The sequence below is a fragment of the Streptomyces sp. NPDC050738 genome (assembly GCF_040654175.1).
Taxonomy (GTDB): domain Bacteria; phylum Actinomycetota; class Actinomycetes; order Streptomycetales; family Streptomycetaceae; genus Streptomyces.
This window is the reverse complement of record NZ_JBFAHN010000008.1, coordinates 310,746-327,088: the sequence shown is the minus strand read 5'-3', so window position 1 is coordinate 327,088 and position 16,343 is coordinate 310,746. Positions and strand designations below refer to the sequence as shown.

The 16,343-nt window shown below is 67.8% G+C and carries 15 protein-coding genes; 4 read left to right on the top strand and 11 right to left on the bottom strand.

Annotation, left to right across the window (positions count from 1 at the left end; all coding sequences use genetic code 11):
- The first annotated feature begins 70 nt into the window (after positions 1–70).
- Positions 71–775, top strand: a complete 705-nt coding sequence (locus AB0H78_RS22745; protein ID WP_363236329.1) for a hypothetical protein — start codon at positions 71–73, stop codon at positions 773–775.
- 87 nt (positions 776–862) lie between these two features.
- On the opposite strand, the gene AB0H78_RS22740 is transcribed toward AB0H78_RS22745, so the two are convergent.
- Entirely contained in the window at positions 863–2,248 is a 1,386-nt protein-coding gene (locus AB0H78_RS22740) for a choice-of-anchor A family protein (RefSeq protein ID WP_363236328.1), read from the bottom strand.
- 214 nt (positions 2,249–2,462) lie between these two features.
- On the opposite strand from AB0H78_RS22740, the gene AB0H78_RS22735 reads away from it, so the two are divergent.
- Both AB0H78_RS22735 and AB0H78_RS22730 read left to right on the top strand, forming a co-directional pair.
- Positions 2,463–2,882, top strand: a complete 420-nt coding sequence (locus AB0H78_RS22735; RefSeq protein ID WP_363236327.1) for a YciI family protein — start codon at positions 2,463–2,465, stop codon at positions 2,880–2,882.
- Positions 2,879–4,081, top strand: a complete 1,203-nt coding sequence (locus tag AB0H78_RS22730; RefSeq protein ID WP_363236396.1) for a DUF6596 domain-containing protein — start codon at positions 2,879–2,881, stop codon at positions 4,079–4,081. Before AB0H78_RS22735 ends, AB0H78_RS22730 begins: the two co-directional genes overlap by 4 nt.
- A gap of 34 nt (positions 4,082–4,115) precedes the next feature.
- On the opposite strand, the gene AB0H78_RS22725 is transcribed toward AB0H78_RS22730, so the two are convergent.
- Positions 4,116–5,369: a pyridoxal-phosphate dependent enzyme gene (locus AB0H78_RS22725; RefSeq protein WP_363236326.1), complete on the bottom strand. Its 1,254-nt coding sequence runs from the start codon at positions 5,367–5,369 to the stop codon at positions 4,116–4,118.
- Between the two features lie 225 nt (positions 5,370–5,594).
- On the opposite strand from AB0H78_RS22725, the gene AB0H78_RS22720 reads away from it, so the two are divergent.
- Positions 5,595–6,122 carry a GNAT family N-acetyltransferase gene (locus AB0H78_RS22720; RefSeq protein ID WP_363236325.1) on the top strand — a complete coding sequence of 176 codons (528 nt, stop codon included), beginning with the start codon at positions 5,595–5,597 and terminating at the stop codon, positions 6,120–6,122.
- A gap of 299 nt (positions 6,123–6,421) precedes the next feature.
- Here AB0H78_RS22720 and AB0H78_RS22715 read toward each other — a convergent pair whose 3' ends face one another.
- The 9 genes from AB0H78_RS22715 to eccB all read right to left on the bottom strand — a co-directional run bounded on the left by AB0H78_RS22715 (position 6,422) and on the right by eccB (position 16,291).
- On the bottom strand, positions 6,422–7,669 hold the full coding sequence (locus tag AB0H78_RS22715; protein WP_363236324.1) for a S8 family serine peptidase: 1,248 nt from the start codon (positions 7,667–7,669) through the stop codon (positions 6,422–6,424).
- The gene (locus AB0H78_RS22710; RefSeq protein ID WP_363236323.1) at positions 7,666–8,580 is read right to left on the bottom strand and encodes a hypothetical protein; all 915 of its coding nucleotides are present in this window, start codon (positions 8,578–8,580) and stop codon (positions 7,666–7,668) included. The genes AB0H78_RS22715 and AB0H78_RS22710 overlap by 4 nt, the downstream gene beginning before the upstream one ends.
- A 328-nt stretch (positions 8,581–8,908) precedes the next feature.
- Entirely contained in the window at positions 8,909–10,339 is a 1,431-nt protein-coding gene (locus tag AB0H78_RS22705) for a S8 family serine peptidase (protein ID WP_363236322.1), read from the bottom strand.
- On the bottom strand, positions 10,340–11,917 hold the full coding sequence (locus AB0H78_RS22700) for a hypothetical protein (RefSeq protein ID WP_363236321.1): 1,578 nt from the start codon (positions 11,915–11,917) through the stop codon (positions 10,340–10,342).
- A gap of 40 nt (positions 11,918–11,957) precedes the next feature.
- Positions 11,958–12,317, bottom strand: a complete 360-nt coding sequence (locus tag AB0H78_RS22695; protein WP_363236320.1) for a hypothetical protein — start codon at positions 12,315–12,317, stop codon at positions 11,958–11,960.
- Positions 12,318–12,382: 65 nt separating this feature from the next.
- Positions 12,383–13,636, bottom strand: coding sequence for a type VII secretion-associated serine protease mycosin (gene mycP / locus AB0H78_RS22690; protein ID WP_363236319.1), 1,254 nt, complete (start codon positions 13,634–13,636; stop codon positions 12,383–12,385).
- A gap of 160 nt (positions 13,637–13,796) precedes the next feature.
- On the bottom strand, positions 13,797–14,087 hold the full coding sequence (locus tag AB0H78_RS22685) for a WXG100 family type VII secretion target (RefSeq protein ID WP_363236318.1): 291 nt from the start codon (positions 14,085–14,087) through the stop codon (positions 13,797–13,799).
- Between the two features lie 62 nt (positions 14,088–14,149).
- Complete coding sequence (locus AB0H78_RS22680; RefSeq protein ID WP_363236317.1) at positions 14,150–14,461, bottom strand: WXG100 family type VII secretion target; 312 nt, start codon at positions 14,459–14,461, stop codon at positions 14,150–14,152.
- Between the two features lie 207 nt (positions 14,462–14,668).
- Positions 14,669–16,291: a type VII secretion protein EccB gene (gene eccB, locus AB0H78_RS22675; RefSeq protein WP_363236316.1), complete on the bottom strand. Its 1,623-nt coding sequence runs from the start codon at positions 16,289–16,291 to the stop codon at positions 14,669–14,671.
- Positions 16,292–16,343 lie beyond the last annotated feature (52 nt).

The window sequence follows — 16,343 nt, the reverse complement described above, 5'->3', positions numbered from 1 at the left end:
AACCCCTGCGTCTCGTGTGACACTGACGGCCACCTTCCACCTCCCACCCTCGACGCAAGGGACGTACACGGTGCGTTCTCTCCCCTTGCCGGTCACCCTCGCCGCCCGGCTGGTACCGGTCGTGGTCCTCGCCTGCGCAGGCTGGGCCTACTCGTCCGGCCCGCTGGCCGCCGGGCATCCGGCGGCGAAGGCGCATGCCTCGGCTTCCGCCGCGCCGAAGACGTATGCCGAGCCGCCCGCACCCTGCACCGCCGTGACGAAGGCGACGATCGCCAAGCTGGTGCCGGGCGCGAAGAGCGCGGGCAAGGAGTTGTCGGTCACGCACAGGGACGTGCGGCGGGGCTGCGCCTGGAGTGCGCTCAAGGGGTACGACTACCGCTGGCTCGACGTCTCGTACGAGATCGAGGACACGGAGGCGGCGGCCAAGAAGGCGTACGCGGCGGACGGCACGGGCGAGGCGGCGGCAGGCGTCGGCGACCAGGCACGTATGACGGTGAAGCTGACGACGAAGGACAAGCAGCAGACCCGTGAGGCCGTGGTGACGGTCAGGGCGGCCAATGCACTGGTGACCGTCACCTTCAACGGCAGCGACTTCGAGTCGAAGGGCGCCCCCACGGAGAAGGAAGCCCGCGAGGGCGCCCTGCTCGCGGCCCAGGATGCGGTGGCGACGCTCACCGGGTCCGGCTCCTCCGGCTCCTCCGGCTCCTCCGGCTCCGATTCTGCGGGTGCGAACTCCAAGTCCCCTGAGGCCACTGGGTCGCCCGGCCCGTCCTGACCGGCGACGCCGCGGCCCCCGGGCCGGGCCGGGAGCCGCGAATCGTGCGGGAGGGGGCGATGGGCGGAGTCGGCCCCCTCATGGGCATCAGCGCTGCGATCCGCCCCCGCGCTTGCGGCGGGACACCACGACGGCTGCCGCCCCGACGGCCATCGCGGCCGCCGCGATGCCGCCGAATACTCCGACGCCCCCGCCCGAGACTCCGGTCTCGGCGAGCTCACTGCCCCCGGAACCGCCCGAGTCTCCCGACCCTCCGCTCACGCCACCGGAGCTGCCACCGGACGTGCCGCCGCTGGTCGCCGGGGGCGTGCTGTCGGAGGGGCTCGGAGTAGGGGTGGGAGTAGGAGTAGGAGTCGGCGTGGGAGAAGGAGTCGGCGTGGGGGTCGGCGTGGGAGTGGGAGTCGGCTGCGTGTTGTCATCGCACGTCGGCAGGTCGCCGTTGAACGGGTACGCATGGAACTCCTGGCCCCCGCCCCCCGAGGGATCCGAGGCGTGCGTCAGCGATCCGACCGTGAAGAACCGGCCGTTCACGCCGGGCAGGGTCACCGTCGTGGTGCCGGCCTGATTGCCGGCGAGGACGCTCCCGGAGAACTGGCCGGTCCCTTCGAGACCCACCGTCGTGGCATCGGGGAAGTTCCAGAGCAGGCGGTCACGCAAGGCCGCGGGCAGCATCGCCTCGTACGTCTTGATCTTTCGTACGTCGCCATAGACGTTGACCAGGACGGTGGCACCCGACGGGATGTTGTCGAAGCGGTAGCCGCTCTGGCCCCCACTTGTGCTGACCAGGTCGAAGTCCACGCTGAAGACCTGGATGGCGGAACTGCCGTCGCCGGTGAAGACCGTGGTCCCGCCGTCGTTGACCGCGGTACCGGTCGGGGTGCGGCGGGCGCCGCCGTCGTAGGCGTAGCAGTGGCTGGCGTCGGTGAGATGCTGACGCAGCGACGCGTACGGGGCGATCGCGTCCTTGTCGGCGGCGGTCTTCGTCTCGACGGTGCCGGAGAGCGATCCCGCGTAGCGGACATAGCCGCTCGCCGAGGCGTCCTCGACCGCGACCCGCTCGCCCGATGCGATGGTGACGTCCCCGCCGACGGTGAGGAAGTCGGTGCCGTCGTCGGGCGGCACGCGCGAGCCGACGCCCGCGACGCCCACGTTGTAGAGCGCCGAAGCGCTCGCGTCCTTGTCCTGGTCGAAGTCGCCGACGACCACGACCTTGCCCTCCGCCTCGGCAGCCGCCCGCCGGACGAGAAAGTCGCCGCCGACGAAGATGTTGATGTTGTTGTCGCGCCCGGCGAGGCCGCCGTTGTTGTTGTCGGGGTACGGATCCGGGCAGTTGCTCCCCAGACACGGACCCAGGCCGTCGGGCAGCGGGTCGGCGACGGCCGGACCACAGACTCCGACGACCACGATCGCGCCCATGGCGGTCGCCGCGGGCACACGGAGGGCACGAAGGACGTTCGCGCGCGCATTTCTCATGGCCCCACCCTCGGGAGCCCGGGCCCAGGTGCGCCGCAGACACGCGCCCCCGGGCGCCGCAACGGTACAGATTCAGTCGTATCCACTAGAGCGCGGTGGACCGTCTCGTAACTCCGGCAAAAATTCCTCGGCCGGGGATGTCGAGATCGCGTGCCCGGCTCCGTCCCCGCAGTGAACGCGGCCACAATGGGGCGCACCAGCGAGGAGGCTCACAATGGCCAAGTACCTGATGCTCAAGCACTACCGGGGCGCGCCGCCCACGGTCAACGACGCACCGATGGACCAGTGGACGCCGGAGGAGATCTCGGCGCACCTGCAGTACATGAACGACTTCGCGGCCCGGATCGAGAAGACCGGCGAGTACGTCGACGGTCAGGCCCTCGCCCCCGAGGGGACGTGGGTCAGGTACGACGGCGAGGGGCGCCCGCCGGTCACCGACGGCCCGTTCGCCGAGACCAAGGACCTCATCGCCGGCTGGATGGTGATCGACGTCGACAGCTACGAGCGCGCCGTCGAGCTGGCCGGGGAACTGTCGGCGGCCCCGGGGGCGGGCGGGAAGCCGATCCACGAGTGGCTGGAACTGCGCCCGTTCCTGGGCGCGCACCCCACCATCACGGAGTGCTTCCATCAGTGAACGAGGCCCAGCTCCGGAGCCTCACCCCGAAAGTGCTCGGGATCCTCGTCCGCCGCGGAGCCGACTTCGCGGCGGCCGAGGACGCCGTGCAGGAGGCCCTGATCGAGGCGGTCCGTGTCTGGCCCTCCGACGCTCCTCGGGACCCGATGGCCTGGCTGATCACCGTGGCCTGGCGCCGGTTCATCGACGCGGCGCGGGCGGACACGGCCCGCCGCCGGCGCGAGGAAGCCGTCGACGAGGAACCGGTGCCGGGGCCCGCGCCCTCGGCGGACGACACACTGCAGCTCTACTTCCTGTGCGCGCACCCGTCGTTGACCCCGTCGTCCGCGGTCGCGCTGACGCTGCGCGCGGTCGGCGGGCTGACCACGCGCCAGATCGCCCAGGCGTACCTGGTGCCCGAGGCGACGATGGCGCAGCGCATCAGCCGGGCCAAACGCACGGTCTCCGACGTGCGCCTCGACCAGCCCGGCGACGTGGCCACGGTGCTGCGCGTCCTCTACCTGGTCTTCAACGAGGGCTACTCCGGTGACATCGACCTGGCCGCCGAGGCCATCCGCCTCACCCGCCAGCTCGCGGCCGTGGTCGATCACCCCGAGGCGGCGGGCCTGCTCGCCCTGATGCTGCTCCACCACGCGCGGCGCGCCGCCCGCACCGCCCCCGACGGCAGCCTCGTACCGCTCTCCGAGCAGGACCGCGGCCGGTGGGACACGGACGCGATCGCCGAGGGCGTCGCGATCCTCCAAGCAGCGCTCGCCCGCGACCGGTTGGGCGATTTCCAGGCCCAGGCCGCCATCGCGGCGCTGCACGCGGATGCACCCACGGCCGAGGAAACGGACTGGGTGCAGATCGTCGAGTGGTACGACGAGCTCACACGCCTCACCGACAACCCCATCGTCCGCCTCAACCGCGCAGTGGCGCTGGGCGAGTCGGACGGCCCGCGCGCCGGCCTGGCCGCACTCGCGGCACTGGACGCCTCGCTGCCCCGCCACGCGGCGGTGGCGGCGTACCTCCACGAGCGCGACGGCGACCTGACGAGGGCGGCACGGCTGTACGCGGAGGCGGCCCACCAGGCCCCCAACCTCGCGGAGCGCAACCACTTGACCCGCCAGGCGGCCCGGCTGAACGCGGCGGCCCGTACAGGGTCGGCGGTCGCCGAGCACCGGCCGGATTCCGGAGGCCGCGGCGACGTTCCCGACTGACCAGGGGCGCGCGTCAGGGCCGCACAGCCAGCCCTCAGCCCTCGAACCCCGCCTCCAGGAGCACCCGCTCCACCGCCTCCCACTCAGGATCCGCCGGTGTGACGATGCCGGAGCCCACCCCGATGTCCTTGAATCCGGAAGACGTGGCGATACACACCACGGGGCCCTCGAACGCGGACGCGGCCTCACCCAGGGAGCGCAGCCCCGCGAGACCGGCTGCCGCGGACAGTTCGACCCACATCCCCTGATCGCCGAGTTCCCGCTGCGCGGTGCGCATCTGCCGGTCGTCGACCAGGAGAGCTCGGCCGTCGCTGCCCTTGAGCGCGAGGACCCCGCGGTAGCCGCCGACCGGGCAGTCGATGCCGTACGCCTCGGTCGGGCCGAGCTCGACCCGGGTCGCCGGGACACCCATGCGTACGGCCGCGGCAAGAGGGCCGCCCGCCGTGGGCTCGCAGCTGAAGAGGCGCGGCACCCGATCGGTCAGCCCCAGCCGTCGCAGCTCCGCGAAGCCTTTCCCCACGCCGAACAGCAACTCGCCGTAGCCCGTGGGCATGAACACGGCTGCCGGCACGCCGAGTTCGGCCGCGATCTCGTACGCCACCGTCTTGTAACCCTCGGGACCGAAGGGGTGCCCGGTGTGGAACGGGGTCTGGTTGCTGACCGTATGGAAGCCGAAGCGTTCGGCGATACGGCGGCTGAGCGGCCAGCGCGACGCGACGGGAACGGGCAGCACCACCGCCCCGTACGCGGTGAGGAACGAGTGTACGACGGGCGACATGTCGGGCGAGCCCAGCACCACGCAGCGCAGCCCCGCGCGGGCCGCGTAAGCCGCCGCGGACGCGCCGTGGTTGCCGGAGGAGGCGACGACGATGCCGGGTGCGCCGACGGCGTGGGCCGCGGACACGGCCACGCGGTTCAGCCGGTCCTTATGGCTCCACGTGGGATTACGGGACTCGTCCTTGACGAACACCCCGTCCCTGAGCGCGATCAACGGGGTACCGCCCTCGCCGAGCCCAGGCGCAGCGAGCGGCGGAAGCAGCGGCGCCCAGCGGTCGAGCCCACCACTGGCCCGGATGCCCGCGCCATCCGCGGAAACGGGGACGGCACGCGGGTGCAGGAAGTCGTGCGCCGCCAGGCGCGCGTAGTCGTAGTCCACCTCGACGGGATAGGCCATGTCCGGTGAACTGGTCTGCGGGCAGCCACGGGTGAGGGGCGGCCAAAGGGGATAGGTGAGATGCGGGTCGCCGAGCGAGCGCTGCACCGTGGCCAGGGAAGTCGTGTCCGCCATGGACGACAAGATTAGGGTGAGGCGGCATTATTTTCCGGCACACGCCCGCGATCTCTCAGATCGTCGCCCGCGAGATGTCACCCACCATGCTGGAGGACCTGGTGCTGTCGTCCAGTGTCATGGGAGCACTGCCGGAGATGTTGCCCCGGGCCGGGCCGCGGCGCCGGCGCCGGCGCCTGACAAAACCGATCGACATCATGGCCACGTTGGCGTTGGCTGGCCGGCATGCCAGAACTGCACACCGATCGCCTCCTGCTTCGCCCGTGGCGCGAATCCGACCTGGAACCGTGGGCTGCGATGAACGCGGATCCCGAGGTGCGCGAGCACCTGGGAGAGCTACTGACGCGTCAGCAGAGCGATGCCGTGGCGGCCCGCATGCAGGCCGATTTCGACGCCCGGGGTTTCGGATGGTGGGCTCTGGAAGAGCGGCGCACAGGTGAGTTCATCGGCCGGGCCGGCCTGGACCAGGTCGACGAAGGCCTCCCCTACACAGGGGTGGACGTGGGCTGGCGGCTGACGCGTTCGGCATGGGGCCACGGTTACGCGACCGAAGCCGCCTTCGCCTGCCTGGAGTTCGGCTTCGAGACGCTGGGGCTGACGGAGATCGTCGCGTCGACGACCGTCAACAACGTCCGCTCCCAGGCGGTCATGCGCCGACTCGGCATGACCCGGGACCCGGACGACGACTTCGACGACCCGAGCGCTCCGGTCGGGCCGCTTCGCCGGTGCGTGCTGTACCGGACCGGCCGCTGAACGCTTCGTCACCGCCTCAGCTCACCGAAGTGCCCTGGTGAAACCACCGGGGAATCCGCCGCCACTGAACCGGCACTCGTCACGGTGAGAATCGAGGTTGCGTACCAGCGTCGCCCGGATGCTCCGATCCAACCGAGTCAGTCTCTTCTGCGAAGCACGAACCCTACGGTCCTCCGCCCACTGGCAAGATCCGCCGATGACCATGCGGACCCTGACCGCAGCGACACACACCACCGCCCCCATGCCTTGTCCGAGGCCGGACGAGCGAGGGGGCGGGTGTCGGACAGCGTGGTGCGCGCCTACTGACCCTGGTAGGGAGGCTGTTGCGCGTACGGATTCGCGGGCTGCTGCTGACCCTGAGCCTGGTAATTCGGCTGCGGCGGGAAACCGTTGGGCAGCGCACCCGGGCCGGCCACGACAGCTCCGCTGCGTCGGCGCAGCAGCGCCATGAGCAGACCCACGATCAGCATCAGGGCGCCAACCCCAGCGACACCAAGACCGCCGATCCAAAGCCCCTGCTCCATCGGCGGATGGCTGGTCTTCGAGACATCGTCCGTCGCCGCGAGATGCTCCTTGCCCCGGTACGGCACCGCTGCCGTCCTGTCCGCAGGCGGATTGCCCGCCGCCTTCACGGCAGCCGCGGCGTTGATCTGGCCGTACCCGACGAGCGCATTGAAGCCACCCGCCGGATGGTGAGCCGTACCGGTCAGGATCGAACGCGTCTGAGCAGGCGTGAGTTTCGCGTTGTGGGAGAGCATCAGCGCTACGACGCCGGACGTCAGCGCCGCAGCCGGGGAGGTTCCATCGCCCTTCGTGAAACCGCCCGCCTTCCTCGCGTTGGTGATGCCCACGCCAGGAGCGGCGACCGCATTGTGAGTTCTTACGGTCGAGAAGTCCGCGTGGCCTCCGCCCTGCTGTGTCGCAGCGACTGAGATCACGCTGGGGTAACCGGCAGGGAAGCCACCGTCATTGCCCTCGTCTCCGCTGTTGCCCGCAGACGCCACGAGGATTACCCCATGGCTCACCGCGTAGCCGATGGACTCCGTCACCGAGTCGCTGTATAGACCGAACTGGTCCCCAAGCGACATCGAGATCACCTTGGCGCCATGGGCCACCGCATAGTCGATGCCCTCTGTGAGCGGGTTCGGGCCCTCCTTGATCTTGTCCCGAACCTCATGGCTTTCGTCGAGGACCCTGATCGACAAGATTTTTGCCTGCGGCGCGACCTTCAGAACATCCGACGCCATCGCCGTACCGTGCACGCCCCACTTAGGGCTGCTCTCATCCAGGCCGTCCTTGAAGAAATCAGGTCCAGTGGTCACCCTCCCCTTGACCGCGGGGTGGCTGGCAAGGACGCCGGAGTCCAGTACCGCGACGGTGACTCCTGCCCCCTGACTGATCTTCTGCGTTGCCGGGAGACCCAGCGCACTCGCCTCCCAGCCGCCGGGAATGGGGGCGGCGGCAGCCGCCGACTCCACGGACGCCGCGAAGAGAAGGCCACTCAGCGACAGAGCAGCTACTGCATTCTTTACATACCGAATGCTCACTTCGAGCCGCCCAACTGAAGGTCATCGATGTGTGTGAGAAACCTGCTGGCGAGATCACGCGCCGCACCGCGCCAAGCTGTCCTGTCCATACGGCCGTTGAGGTCGCCCGCACCCCAGGTACCAGGAAGATTTCCAGCAACCCGGCCGTCTGCCGCACCAGCAACGGCTGCGACAACGTAGGGCATGTTGTCGCCCGCTACGGGCAGCAGGTCCGAACCGCTGCGCCTCGCATCGCTCCAGCCGGCGGCAAGCGTTCCGCTTACGGGCAACGCATGCACAGCCGCTTCGAGACCCTCCCTGCCTTCGAAGAAGTCGTTCATGTCCGACCGCTTGGACTCCGCTCCGGGAATCACCATGAGCGCCACCGTCACAACGGTGTTACCCGTGGGGTCGACATACGTGGCACGGGGCGCGGCCTCACATCCCAGCTCTTTCGCCTTCTTCAGCGTCAGCGCGCTCAATCCTTTGTCGCACGAGGTGTCCTGGGACACCCCGAGCCGATGCCACTGCACACGTCCGGGATCCGCCTTGAAACCCGCGTCCCTGCCACCGAGGGTGTCCGGGAAGAGGTCATCGGCCGACTCGTTCTTCCACAGCGAAAGCCCGTAGCTGGAGTTGGGGATGTCCTGTCGGCTATTGCTGTACGCATGGTCGGCGAGTGCGCCTCCGCAGGCAAGGACAAGTACGCCGACGAGGGCAATAGCGACACCGAATCCGCGCCGAACGCCGCTGCCGCGCGTGGGAGGCGTATGGATCGGAGGAGGAGTCGGCGGCATTCCAGGAGGGCGACCCGGAATCGGCGGCTGATTGCCGCCCGGGACAGGCCCCTGTGACTGCCAAGCTCCATACTGGGGCTGTTGCCCGTACGGATTCGCATGGCCCGAATTCCCGGGTGGCGTCGGGTAGGACATGAGCACCTCCTTGCACAATGTCCCGAATGCGGGACTCAACTCACGGTCGGTCCAACCCGCTTGGCCCGGGGAGCAAGTCGATCAAGGGAGGGTCCCCCGTCAGCACGCATGATCGGCTCAGATCCGAACTTCTCGGAACACCGGACCTCTTCGGGTTTATACGCACCTTATAGGAGCGCACCGGGGCGCCTGTCTCCGCCCAGTGAATGCAATCGGCAAGGGAGCACGGAGCCGCGGTCCGCCCCTTACCATCGCAAGAGGCCCGCACGCCGCCATGCTAAGTGAGCGTCCGCAGTACTCTGTCATTCAAATTGGAACGCCTGCGACCCTACTGGCCCTGGTACGGAGGCTGTTGGGAATAGCCCTGCGGGGGTTGCTGCGAGTACAGATCCGGGTTTTGTGGAGCCTGACCAGGCGCATTGGACGGGTACTGAGGCTGGTTCGGGTAGCCGCCGTGGCCCTGGGCAGGAGTTCCGCCGCCGGGGCCGCTTCGGCCACCACGGTTGCGTCGGTTCACGATGATTGCAATGACGATGCCGATGACGACGACCGCCGCGATGCCCCCGACGATGGCGATCATGGAGCCCGAAGAGGAGTCCTTCGAAGCGGAAGTGTCATCCCCGGTCTTCGCGGGCGCCTCGCTCTTGCCCGGCGAATCAGCGGACTTGGAAGCCACCGGAGCCTGGGCTAGCGGGCCTTCCTTTGGTCCGGCGGGGATGTCCATGGTGAGCGACGAGTACGGGCGGATGATGCCGTATCCGTAGAACTTGTCTGCGGTCTTGCCGTTGCCGGCGCCTGCGGGCTTTGCCGACTTGATCATGCGGTTGATGACCTGTCCGGCTGTCAGGTTGGGGAACTTGGCGCGGATGAGCGCTGCTTCCGCCGAGACGAACGCAGTCGAGTCCGACGTGCCGTCTGTCTCCGCATAGCCAATGGATTCCGTGGGATTGGCCGTCGTGTTCGCGACGCCAGGGGCCGTCAGGGTCAAGCCCTTGCCGTAGTTGGAATCCGCCCAGACCTTCAGCGACTTGTCGACCGCGCCGACAGAAACCACGCCGGGTGCTGCAGCCGGCAGGCTCACGGTGTCCACGCCGTCATTGCCCGACCCGCCCACCACGATGACGTCGTGCTGTTGGGCGTATGCGATTGCCTCAGCTCCAGCAGATCCTGGGGTAGTCCCCGTATCCGTGAAGGAAAGGTTGATTACCTTGGCCCCTTGGTCCACCGCATAGCGGACTGCGGGGGCCCAGTCGTCCTGCAGGTATTTCTGGCCAGGTGCGGCAACACGCAACGGGAGGATCTTTGCCTTCGGCGCCAACCCCATCACGCCATCAGCGTTGTTGGCCCCGTGCCCGTGACCGGCAATGATTCCCGCCATCGCGGTGCCATGGCCCAATTGGTCCTGGTGCGGGTTGCCTGCCGTCGTGAAGTCCTTGCCCGGCAGCACCTGCCCGGTCAGGTCAGGATGCTTGCTGTCCACTCCGGAGTCGACGACTGCAACGATCACACCCGCGCCCTGAGACTCGGTCCAGACCTTGTTGACATTGAACACGGGCAGCATCCACTGCCGGTCTCGGATGTAGTCCGCCGACGCAGTACTGGCCGAACTGAGGAGCAAGGCTCCCGTCAAGGCCACAACTCCTGTCGTGGACCAGACTCGCTTGATACCCATTCCTTGCTCCTCACTCAACTGCAACTGGTAACGCCAGCCCCCAGCAAGCAGCCCACCCAGCACTCGCCGGGTGGGCTGCGTACTCATCTACTGGATGGTCGGCGGCACGATCCGCCCCTGCTCTTCGGAGATCCAGGTCTCCTCGTCCTCGACCAGGTAATCGGGACGGTCGCTGCCCTCGCCCTGGCCCTTCTTGCCCTTGCCGCGGCCGGCCGCTCCGCCCATACCACCGGCGCCCGTAGCGCCACGCTGCGAACCGCCTCGGCTGCCGTGCAGACCGGAGCCTGCGCCTGTGCCCTTGTTGGCGATTCCCTTGGCTGCGCCGACTGCGCCTCCACGAGCCCGGGCAAGTGCCCCACGGCCACCTGCGCCGGAAGCGCCGCCACGTGCGCCGCCACCGCCGCCCATGCCACCGCCACCCATGCCGCGACCTCCGGCAGCACCGCGACCAGCACCCGCTGCTCCAGCGCCGCCGGCACCGCGCCCGGCGCCTGCAGCTCCCGCTCCGCCTACAAGTCCGGTGGAGCCGGCACCGCCGAATCCAGCACCGCTGGATCCCCCAAGGCCGCCACCACCGAGGCCGCCTGTGCCGATCCCACCGCCGCCACCACCGCTACCGACTCCGCCACCGATGCCACCGCTGCCGATGCCCGTGCTGGGCGGCGAGGTGATGCCGTCGACGTTGGTTCCGACTGACGGCGGGTTGTACGTGTTGCCGCTGTGCGTGCCGTTCGACGGGAGCGTGTGGGCTCCCGGAATGTTCGATTCGTGCGGAACCGTCGGAGCGACTTGCACGGGCTTGACCTGGCCCGAACTCCACTTGTCCGTCGTACCTGCCTTGCCCGGCCCCTTGCCATTGGAGGACGGGATGTGGACCGGCGGGGGCGTCACGATCGGCTTGTCCGGGGGCGTGATCGGCTTCGTATGGTCGATCTGACCGTTCTCGGTGATGTTCTTTGCATACGTCTGGTAGTTCGATCCCAGACTCTCCATCACGGAAACGGCCTGCAGCTGCCGCTCCTTCGTCGCAGACAACCTGTCTGCGTTCGCCGCGGCCGCAGCCTTCGGGTCGACGCCGTTCGCAAGGTCTTTCTGCATCTGCGAATCGTCGCGATCATAGTCGGACAGCTTGTCGCCGACCTTGTCCCAGAAGCCGGGCTCCTTGATGTCCCGCATCGTCTCCTTGGCCTGGCGCAGGTCGTTCTGTACTGCTTCCATCTGCCCGGAGGTCAAGCTGGCGTACGCCGCAGCGTTGCGAATACCGGTGGAGACTTCCTGGGCCTTCCTCTGGAAAGCTTGCGCAGCCTGCCCTTCCCAGTGCTCCAGTACGTTCTTGACTGCGGCATCCAACATCCCGGCGACACTGCCGCCGGCAGACACGGTGTCCACCCCGCCCGTGTTCCCGCCATCGCCACCCGAAAGGGTGTTGTGCACCGACTTCCAGTGCTGGCTGATCTCGTAGAGCTTGCCAGGGTCCGCATCCTCGACCATGCGCTTCAAGCCCTTGATCGAGTACTCCATGAAGTTGGTTTCCAGCCCGGTGTGGCGGCCCTTCCCGCCATTCGGCTGCTCTTCCAGCTTCTCGTCGTGCTCCTTCTGGAGCCGTGCCTCATTAGCCTGGCGGATTTGCTCTTGCTGCTGAGGTGTCGTGTATCCGTATGCCATGGAACTTCCCCTCCGTTAGTGGCCCTTGCCGGGAATTCGCTTACTCAAGTCCGGGCTTCGTCTTGGGGCCACCGGAGCTGCCCCCCATTTGCGTCTTGTTGGCGTTTTCCTGCTCGCTGTACTTGTCCCTGACCTTCGAGGTGCTGGTGCCGAACTCGTCGATCAGGCCGTGCAGCTTTTTGATCATCGCTTCGATGTTGGTCTTCATCTCGCCATGTGCCCCATGGAGCTTCGCAGCTTCCTTGAAGGACTCATGGCCCAGCGCCGTCGGAGGAATCTCCGTGTTGTACTTCGCCGCCGTCCCCGCCGTGTCCATGTCGTCGAGCAGACCCCAGAGCTTCCGGATGACCTCATCCATCGCACTCAGATCGACCCGCATCCCGCTGCCGTCGCCCGCCATATCCCCGTTTCCTCTCCCCTGTTACCTATATGTCTTTGTTGCTCAACTCGGCCAGCAGCCGGCTGCTACAGCGAACCCGTGCCCGCCGTACGCCCCTGCTTCCGCCGCCAGTCACGGACCACCACACCGCTGCCGGCCACCGTCAGCACCAGCATCAGCGATCCGCCCATCACGTACATCGCGGTCCGCTGGTCGCGTTCCGATTGGCTCTCGCCCATCGTGACCTCCATCGGGACCACCTGGCCCGCCACCAGATCGCGCTTGGGGTCCTCGACCGCGTTCTCGGCAGGTTCGGAGTCGTCGCCGAGTGCCGCGATCGGGTCCACTACGCCCCAGCCGAGGAACGGGTTCGCACCCCGGCCCGTGCGCTTCGCGGATTCCTCGATGCGCGTGGTGATCTGCTTCGCGTTCCAGTCCGGGTGCTTGGACTTCAGCAGAGCTGCCACCCCGGCCACGTACGGAGCCGCGAAGCTCGTGCCGTCGGCCGTGCACTGGCCGCCCTTGGGGACCGTCGAGACCATGCCTACGCCGGGGGCCGCCACGTCCACGAACTTGCCCGGCTGCGAGAAGAAGGCCCGCTCGTCGTTGCGGTCCGAGGCCGCGACCGCCAGTACGCCCTCGTACGACGCCGGGTAGGTGTCCGCCGACTCGCCGCTCTGGCCGTCGTTGCCCGCGGCCGCGACGATCAGGGCGCCGGCGTTGACCGCTCGCCCGACAGACGCCCGCAGATCTGCGTTGTCCTGGCGTCCCACCGTGTCCGAGCTGATGTTGATGATCCGGGCACCCTTGGCGACCGCGTAGTCGATCGCCTGGTACATCGTCTTCGACGTGCCCTTTTTCTTCTCGTCCTCGCCGCCCGTGTAGCGGATCGGGAGAATCTTGGCGTCCGGAGCGATGCCCGCGAAGCCCGTACCCGGCTGCGGGCGCGCGGCGATGATGCCCGCGACCCGGGTGCCGTGGCCCTCGTTGTCGCGTATGCCGCCCGTGCTTCCTACGAAGTCCTTGCCGCCGGGGGCGATCGCATTCGTGAGCTGGGGGTTCGACTTGTCGACACCCGTGTCGATGACCGCAACCGTGACGCCCTTACCCGTCGACTCCTCGCGGAGCTGGTCAAGGAGGATGCGCTGGAGCGACCACGGTGTGGACTTGATGTTTCCGCCGCCGAAGACACATTCGGAGCTGGAGGTCAGGCCGAAGTCCGTCTTCTTCTTGTCGTCGGCATGGGCGGTGGCGCCGGAGGCGGCTGTCAGGCAGACGCCTGTGGCCGCGAGGACGCCAAAGACCCGCTGCAGTGCGCGGGTTCCACTCGTACGGGGCATCAGGACCCCCATGTTCAGGACTCCCAGGGCTTTCGGAGCATGCGGAGATGGGTCATCGGGAATTACGGAAGGAGCAGAAAGAGCGGGAAGTGCGTGTGTCGACAGACATGGGTCGACCCGGCAGCAGTGCTGACCGGGTCGACCCATGTCCATGGCTTGCTCAGCCCCAGGTGGCGGCGTTGCTCTTCTCCGTCGCCTGGTAGTTGTCGGCCGAGTTCTGCAGCGCGGAAGAGATCTTCAGCAGGGTGGTGTGCAGGTCGGCGGCGGTGGTGTCCCACTGCTGCTGCTTGGCCTGGTAGCCCTGCTGGGCCTCGCCTTCCCAGGTGTTGGCGACGCGCTTGACGGACGCCTCCAGGTCATCGAGCTGCTGCTTGATGCGACCAGCGGTGGCCTGGACGTCCTGCGACGCCTGGGTGATGGTGGCGAAATTGACGAGAATGGGCATCGTCAATGCTCCTTTACAGAAGAAGGAAGTCTGAACGTTCGATGGCAGTGCAGTGAAGAGCGGGCAGATCAGCCGAAGTCGGACATGATCTTGCTGATCTCCGAGTTCTGCTGGTCCTCGGACGCGTTGTAGTTCGTACGCGTCGAGTCCACGGCGTCCTTGATGTCGCCCAGGATGCCGTTCATCTTGCGAGCGTCTTCGTTCCAACGGTTCTGCAGCTGGTGGTACGAGGTCGCCGCCTCGCCCTTCCATCCGGACGCGATCTGGTCGATCACGCCGTTGAGCCGCGAGATCTCGCCCTGGATCTGACCGCGAACCGTGTCGATCTTCCCCGAGAGGACGTGGAGTTCGTCCTCAGTTACCTGAAACTGGCCGGCCATGGTGCACCTTCCCCCATGCTTTGTTGGTGACCGGGTAGCCGTTGTCAGCCCCCGGAATAAGCTTCACGTCAATGAGCTCTGTGCTCACTCTATCGTCCGTCTGTCACACAGCTATGGGCAGATGCGATCAGTTACAGATTTCACACAGACACGTGACCGGCTTGCAGTGAACATGCCCAAGTCGCCACGCCGGTAGGCCTGTTGGTCTCACTGGCTCTGCGGCTGGCTTGCCGCGCCCGTGTCGAGCGTCGGCCCCTTGGGGATGAATTCGGCCCAGGTCGCAGGCACGGGCGCCACCAGGGCGACCTTTTCGTACCCCAGCCGCGTCCGCGCCTTGTCCGTCTCCGAGGCGTCCTCCCCGGTCGAGGACGAGGACGAGGACGAGTTCGCGGTCGTGGACTTGCTCTTGTCCGCCGTGGAGTCATTGGTCGCGGGCAGCGCATAGCGCAGTCCGGTGTCCGTCAGCAGATACGTCGCCCCGCCGCCGGCCACCGTGCCGCTGACCTCCTGGAAGAGCAGCCCGGAACCGGAGGAGACAAAGGCGTTGAGCGAGTCGGCCACCACGTTCTTCGGATACGCGGACCCGGCCCACGCCGTCAGCTCCGGGGCCTTGCCGCCCGCGATCGTGCCCTTGTAGACGCTGCACGCGGTATTGCGTGCCTTCAGGCCTGCCGCCGGTTCCGAGGTGTTGGCCCACTTCGGAGCCGCCTTCGGCCAGCCCTTGTTGCCGTAGAAGGAAGTGGCCCGGCCGCCGTTGGCCGTGATCATGTCCCCCGCATTCACCTTGACGGGGTCCGTCGAGCCGTCCGCATACAGCTGGGACGCGCCCGGGACACCCCTGAGCAGCTGTGCGACGAAGGGGGACACCACTGCGACGTGGTCCTGAAGGACCACGTAGAACTGTGTGCCCTGCGCATCCTGCGACTGGAGGACCTGGCCCACCTTCTGGGCGTTCTGAGGCATCTTCGGCACGCTGGTCGTCTCGCCCTGCCCCGGAACCGCCGGGAAGTCGATGTCGACGCCCTTGTTCAGCGAGTCCAGCCACTCCTTACTGACCCGCTGCGGGTTGGGTGCGCCACCCATGACGGCCGTGGTCAGCTGGTCCTGCCTGATGCCCGCCGGCGTACCGGCGACCGCGGGCGCATGACCCACTTCGAAGCGCGTGCCCTTGCTGTCCACGATGTACTGCTTCTCGGTCGTGGAGTCGACGACGTACAGAACGTCGGCGGGACCCAGCGCGCCCTTCGCCGGATCCGTCACGGCCGAGGCGTCCTTCTCGTTCAGCACGAAGACCGCACGGTCGATGTTCATGCTCGTGCCGACCGCCGGACGCTCGCAGACCGCCCAGACCTTCGCCTTCTCCGCGTCGGCCGCGGTGGGCAGCCGGTCGGGAGCGTACGGAACACCGAGCGTCGCACCGTGCGCGATACCGCTCTTGTCGATCTCCGAGCCCTTGACCTCCAGGACCTCGCCCTTGCCCTTGTCGAGCAGCAGCTTGGCCGAGGCGTAGTTGAGGACCGGGTGGAGCGTGGGCGTCACCTTGCCGCCGGGGCCCTTGTCCGGAAGGACGACATAACGGGTCGTGGAGTCCGAGTCCACGATGATGTACTTCCCCGGCTCGTCCCAGCCCTTGGGCGCGGACGGCTTGATCACGCCCCAGCCGACGCAGCCCACGACCAGGACCACCCCCACGATCAGGCTGGGCATGACCGTCTTCAGCGGACGCGGCGCACCTTCCTCGGAACCGCCCGGCGACGGCGCGAGGAACGCCGCCACTGTGCGCTTGCGAGCGAACGAGTACGCACTGAGCTCATCCTTACGCGTTGCCATGTGTGCCGGTTCTCCCCGTTTCGCGTCGTACTTAAGGCCTGTGTGAAGCCGA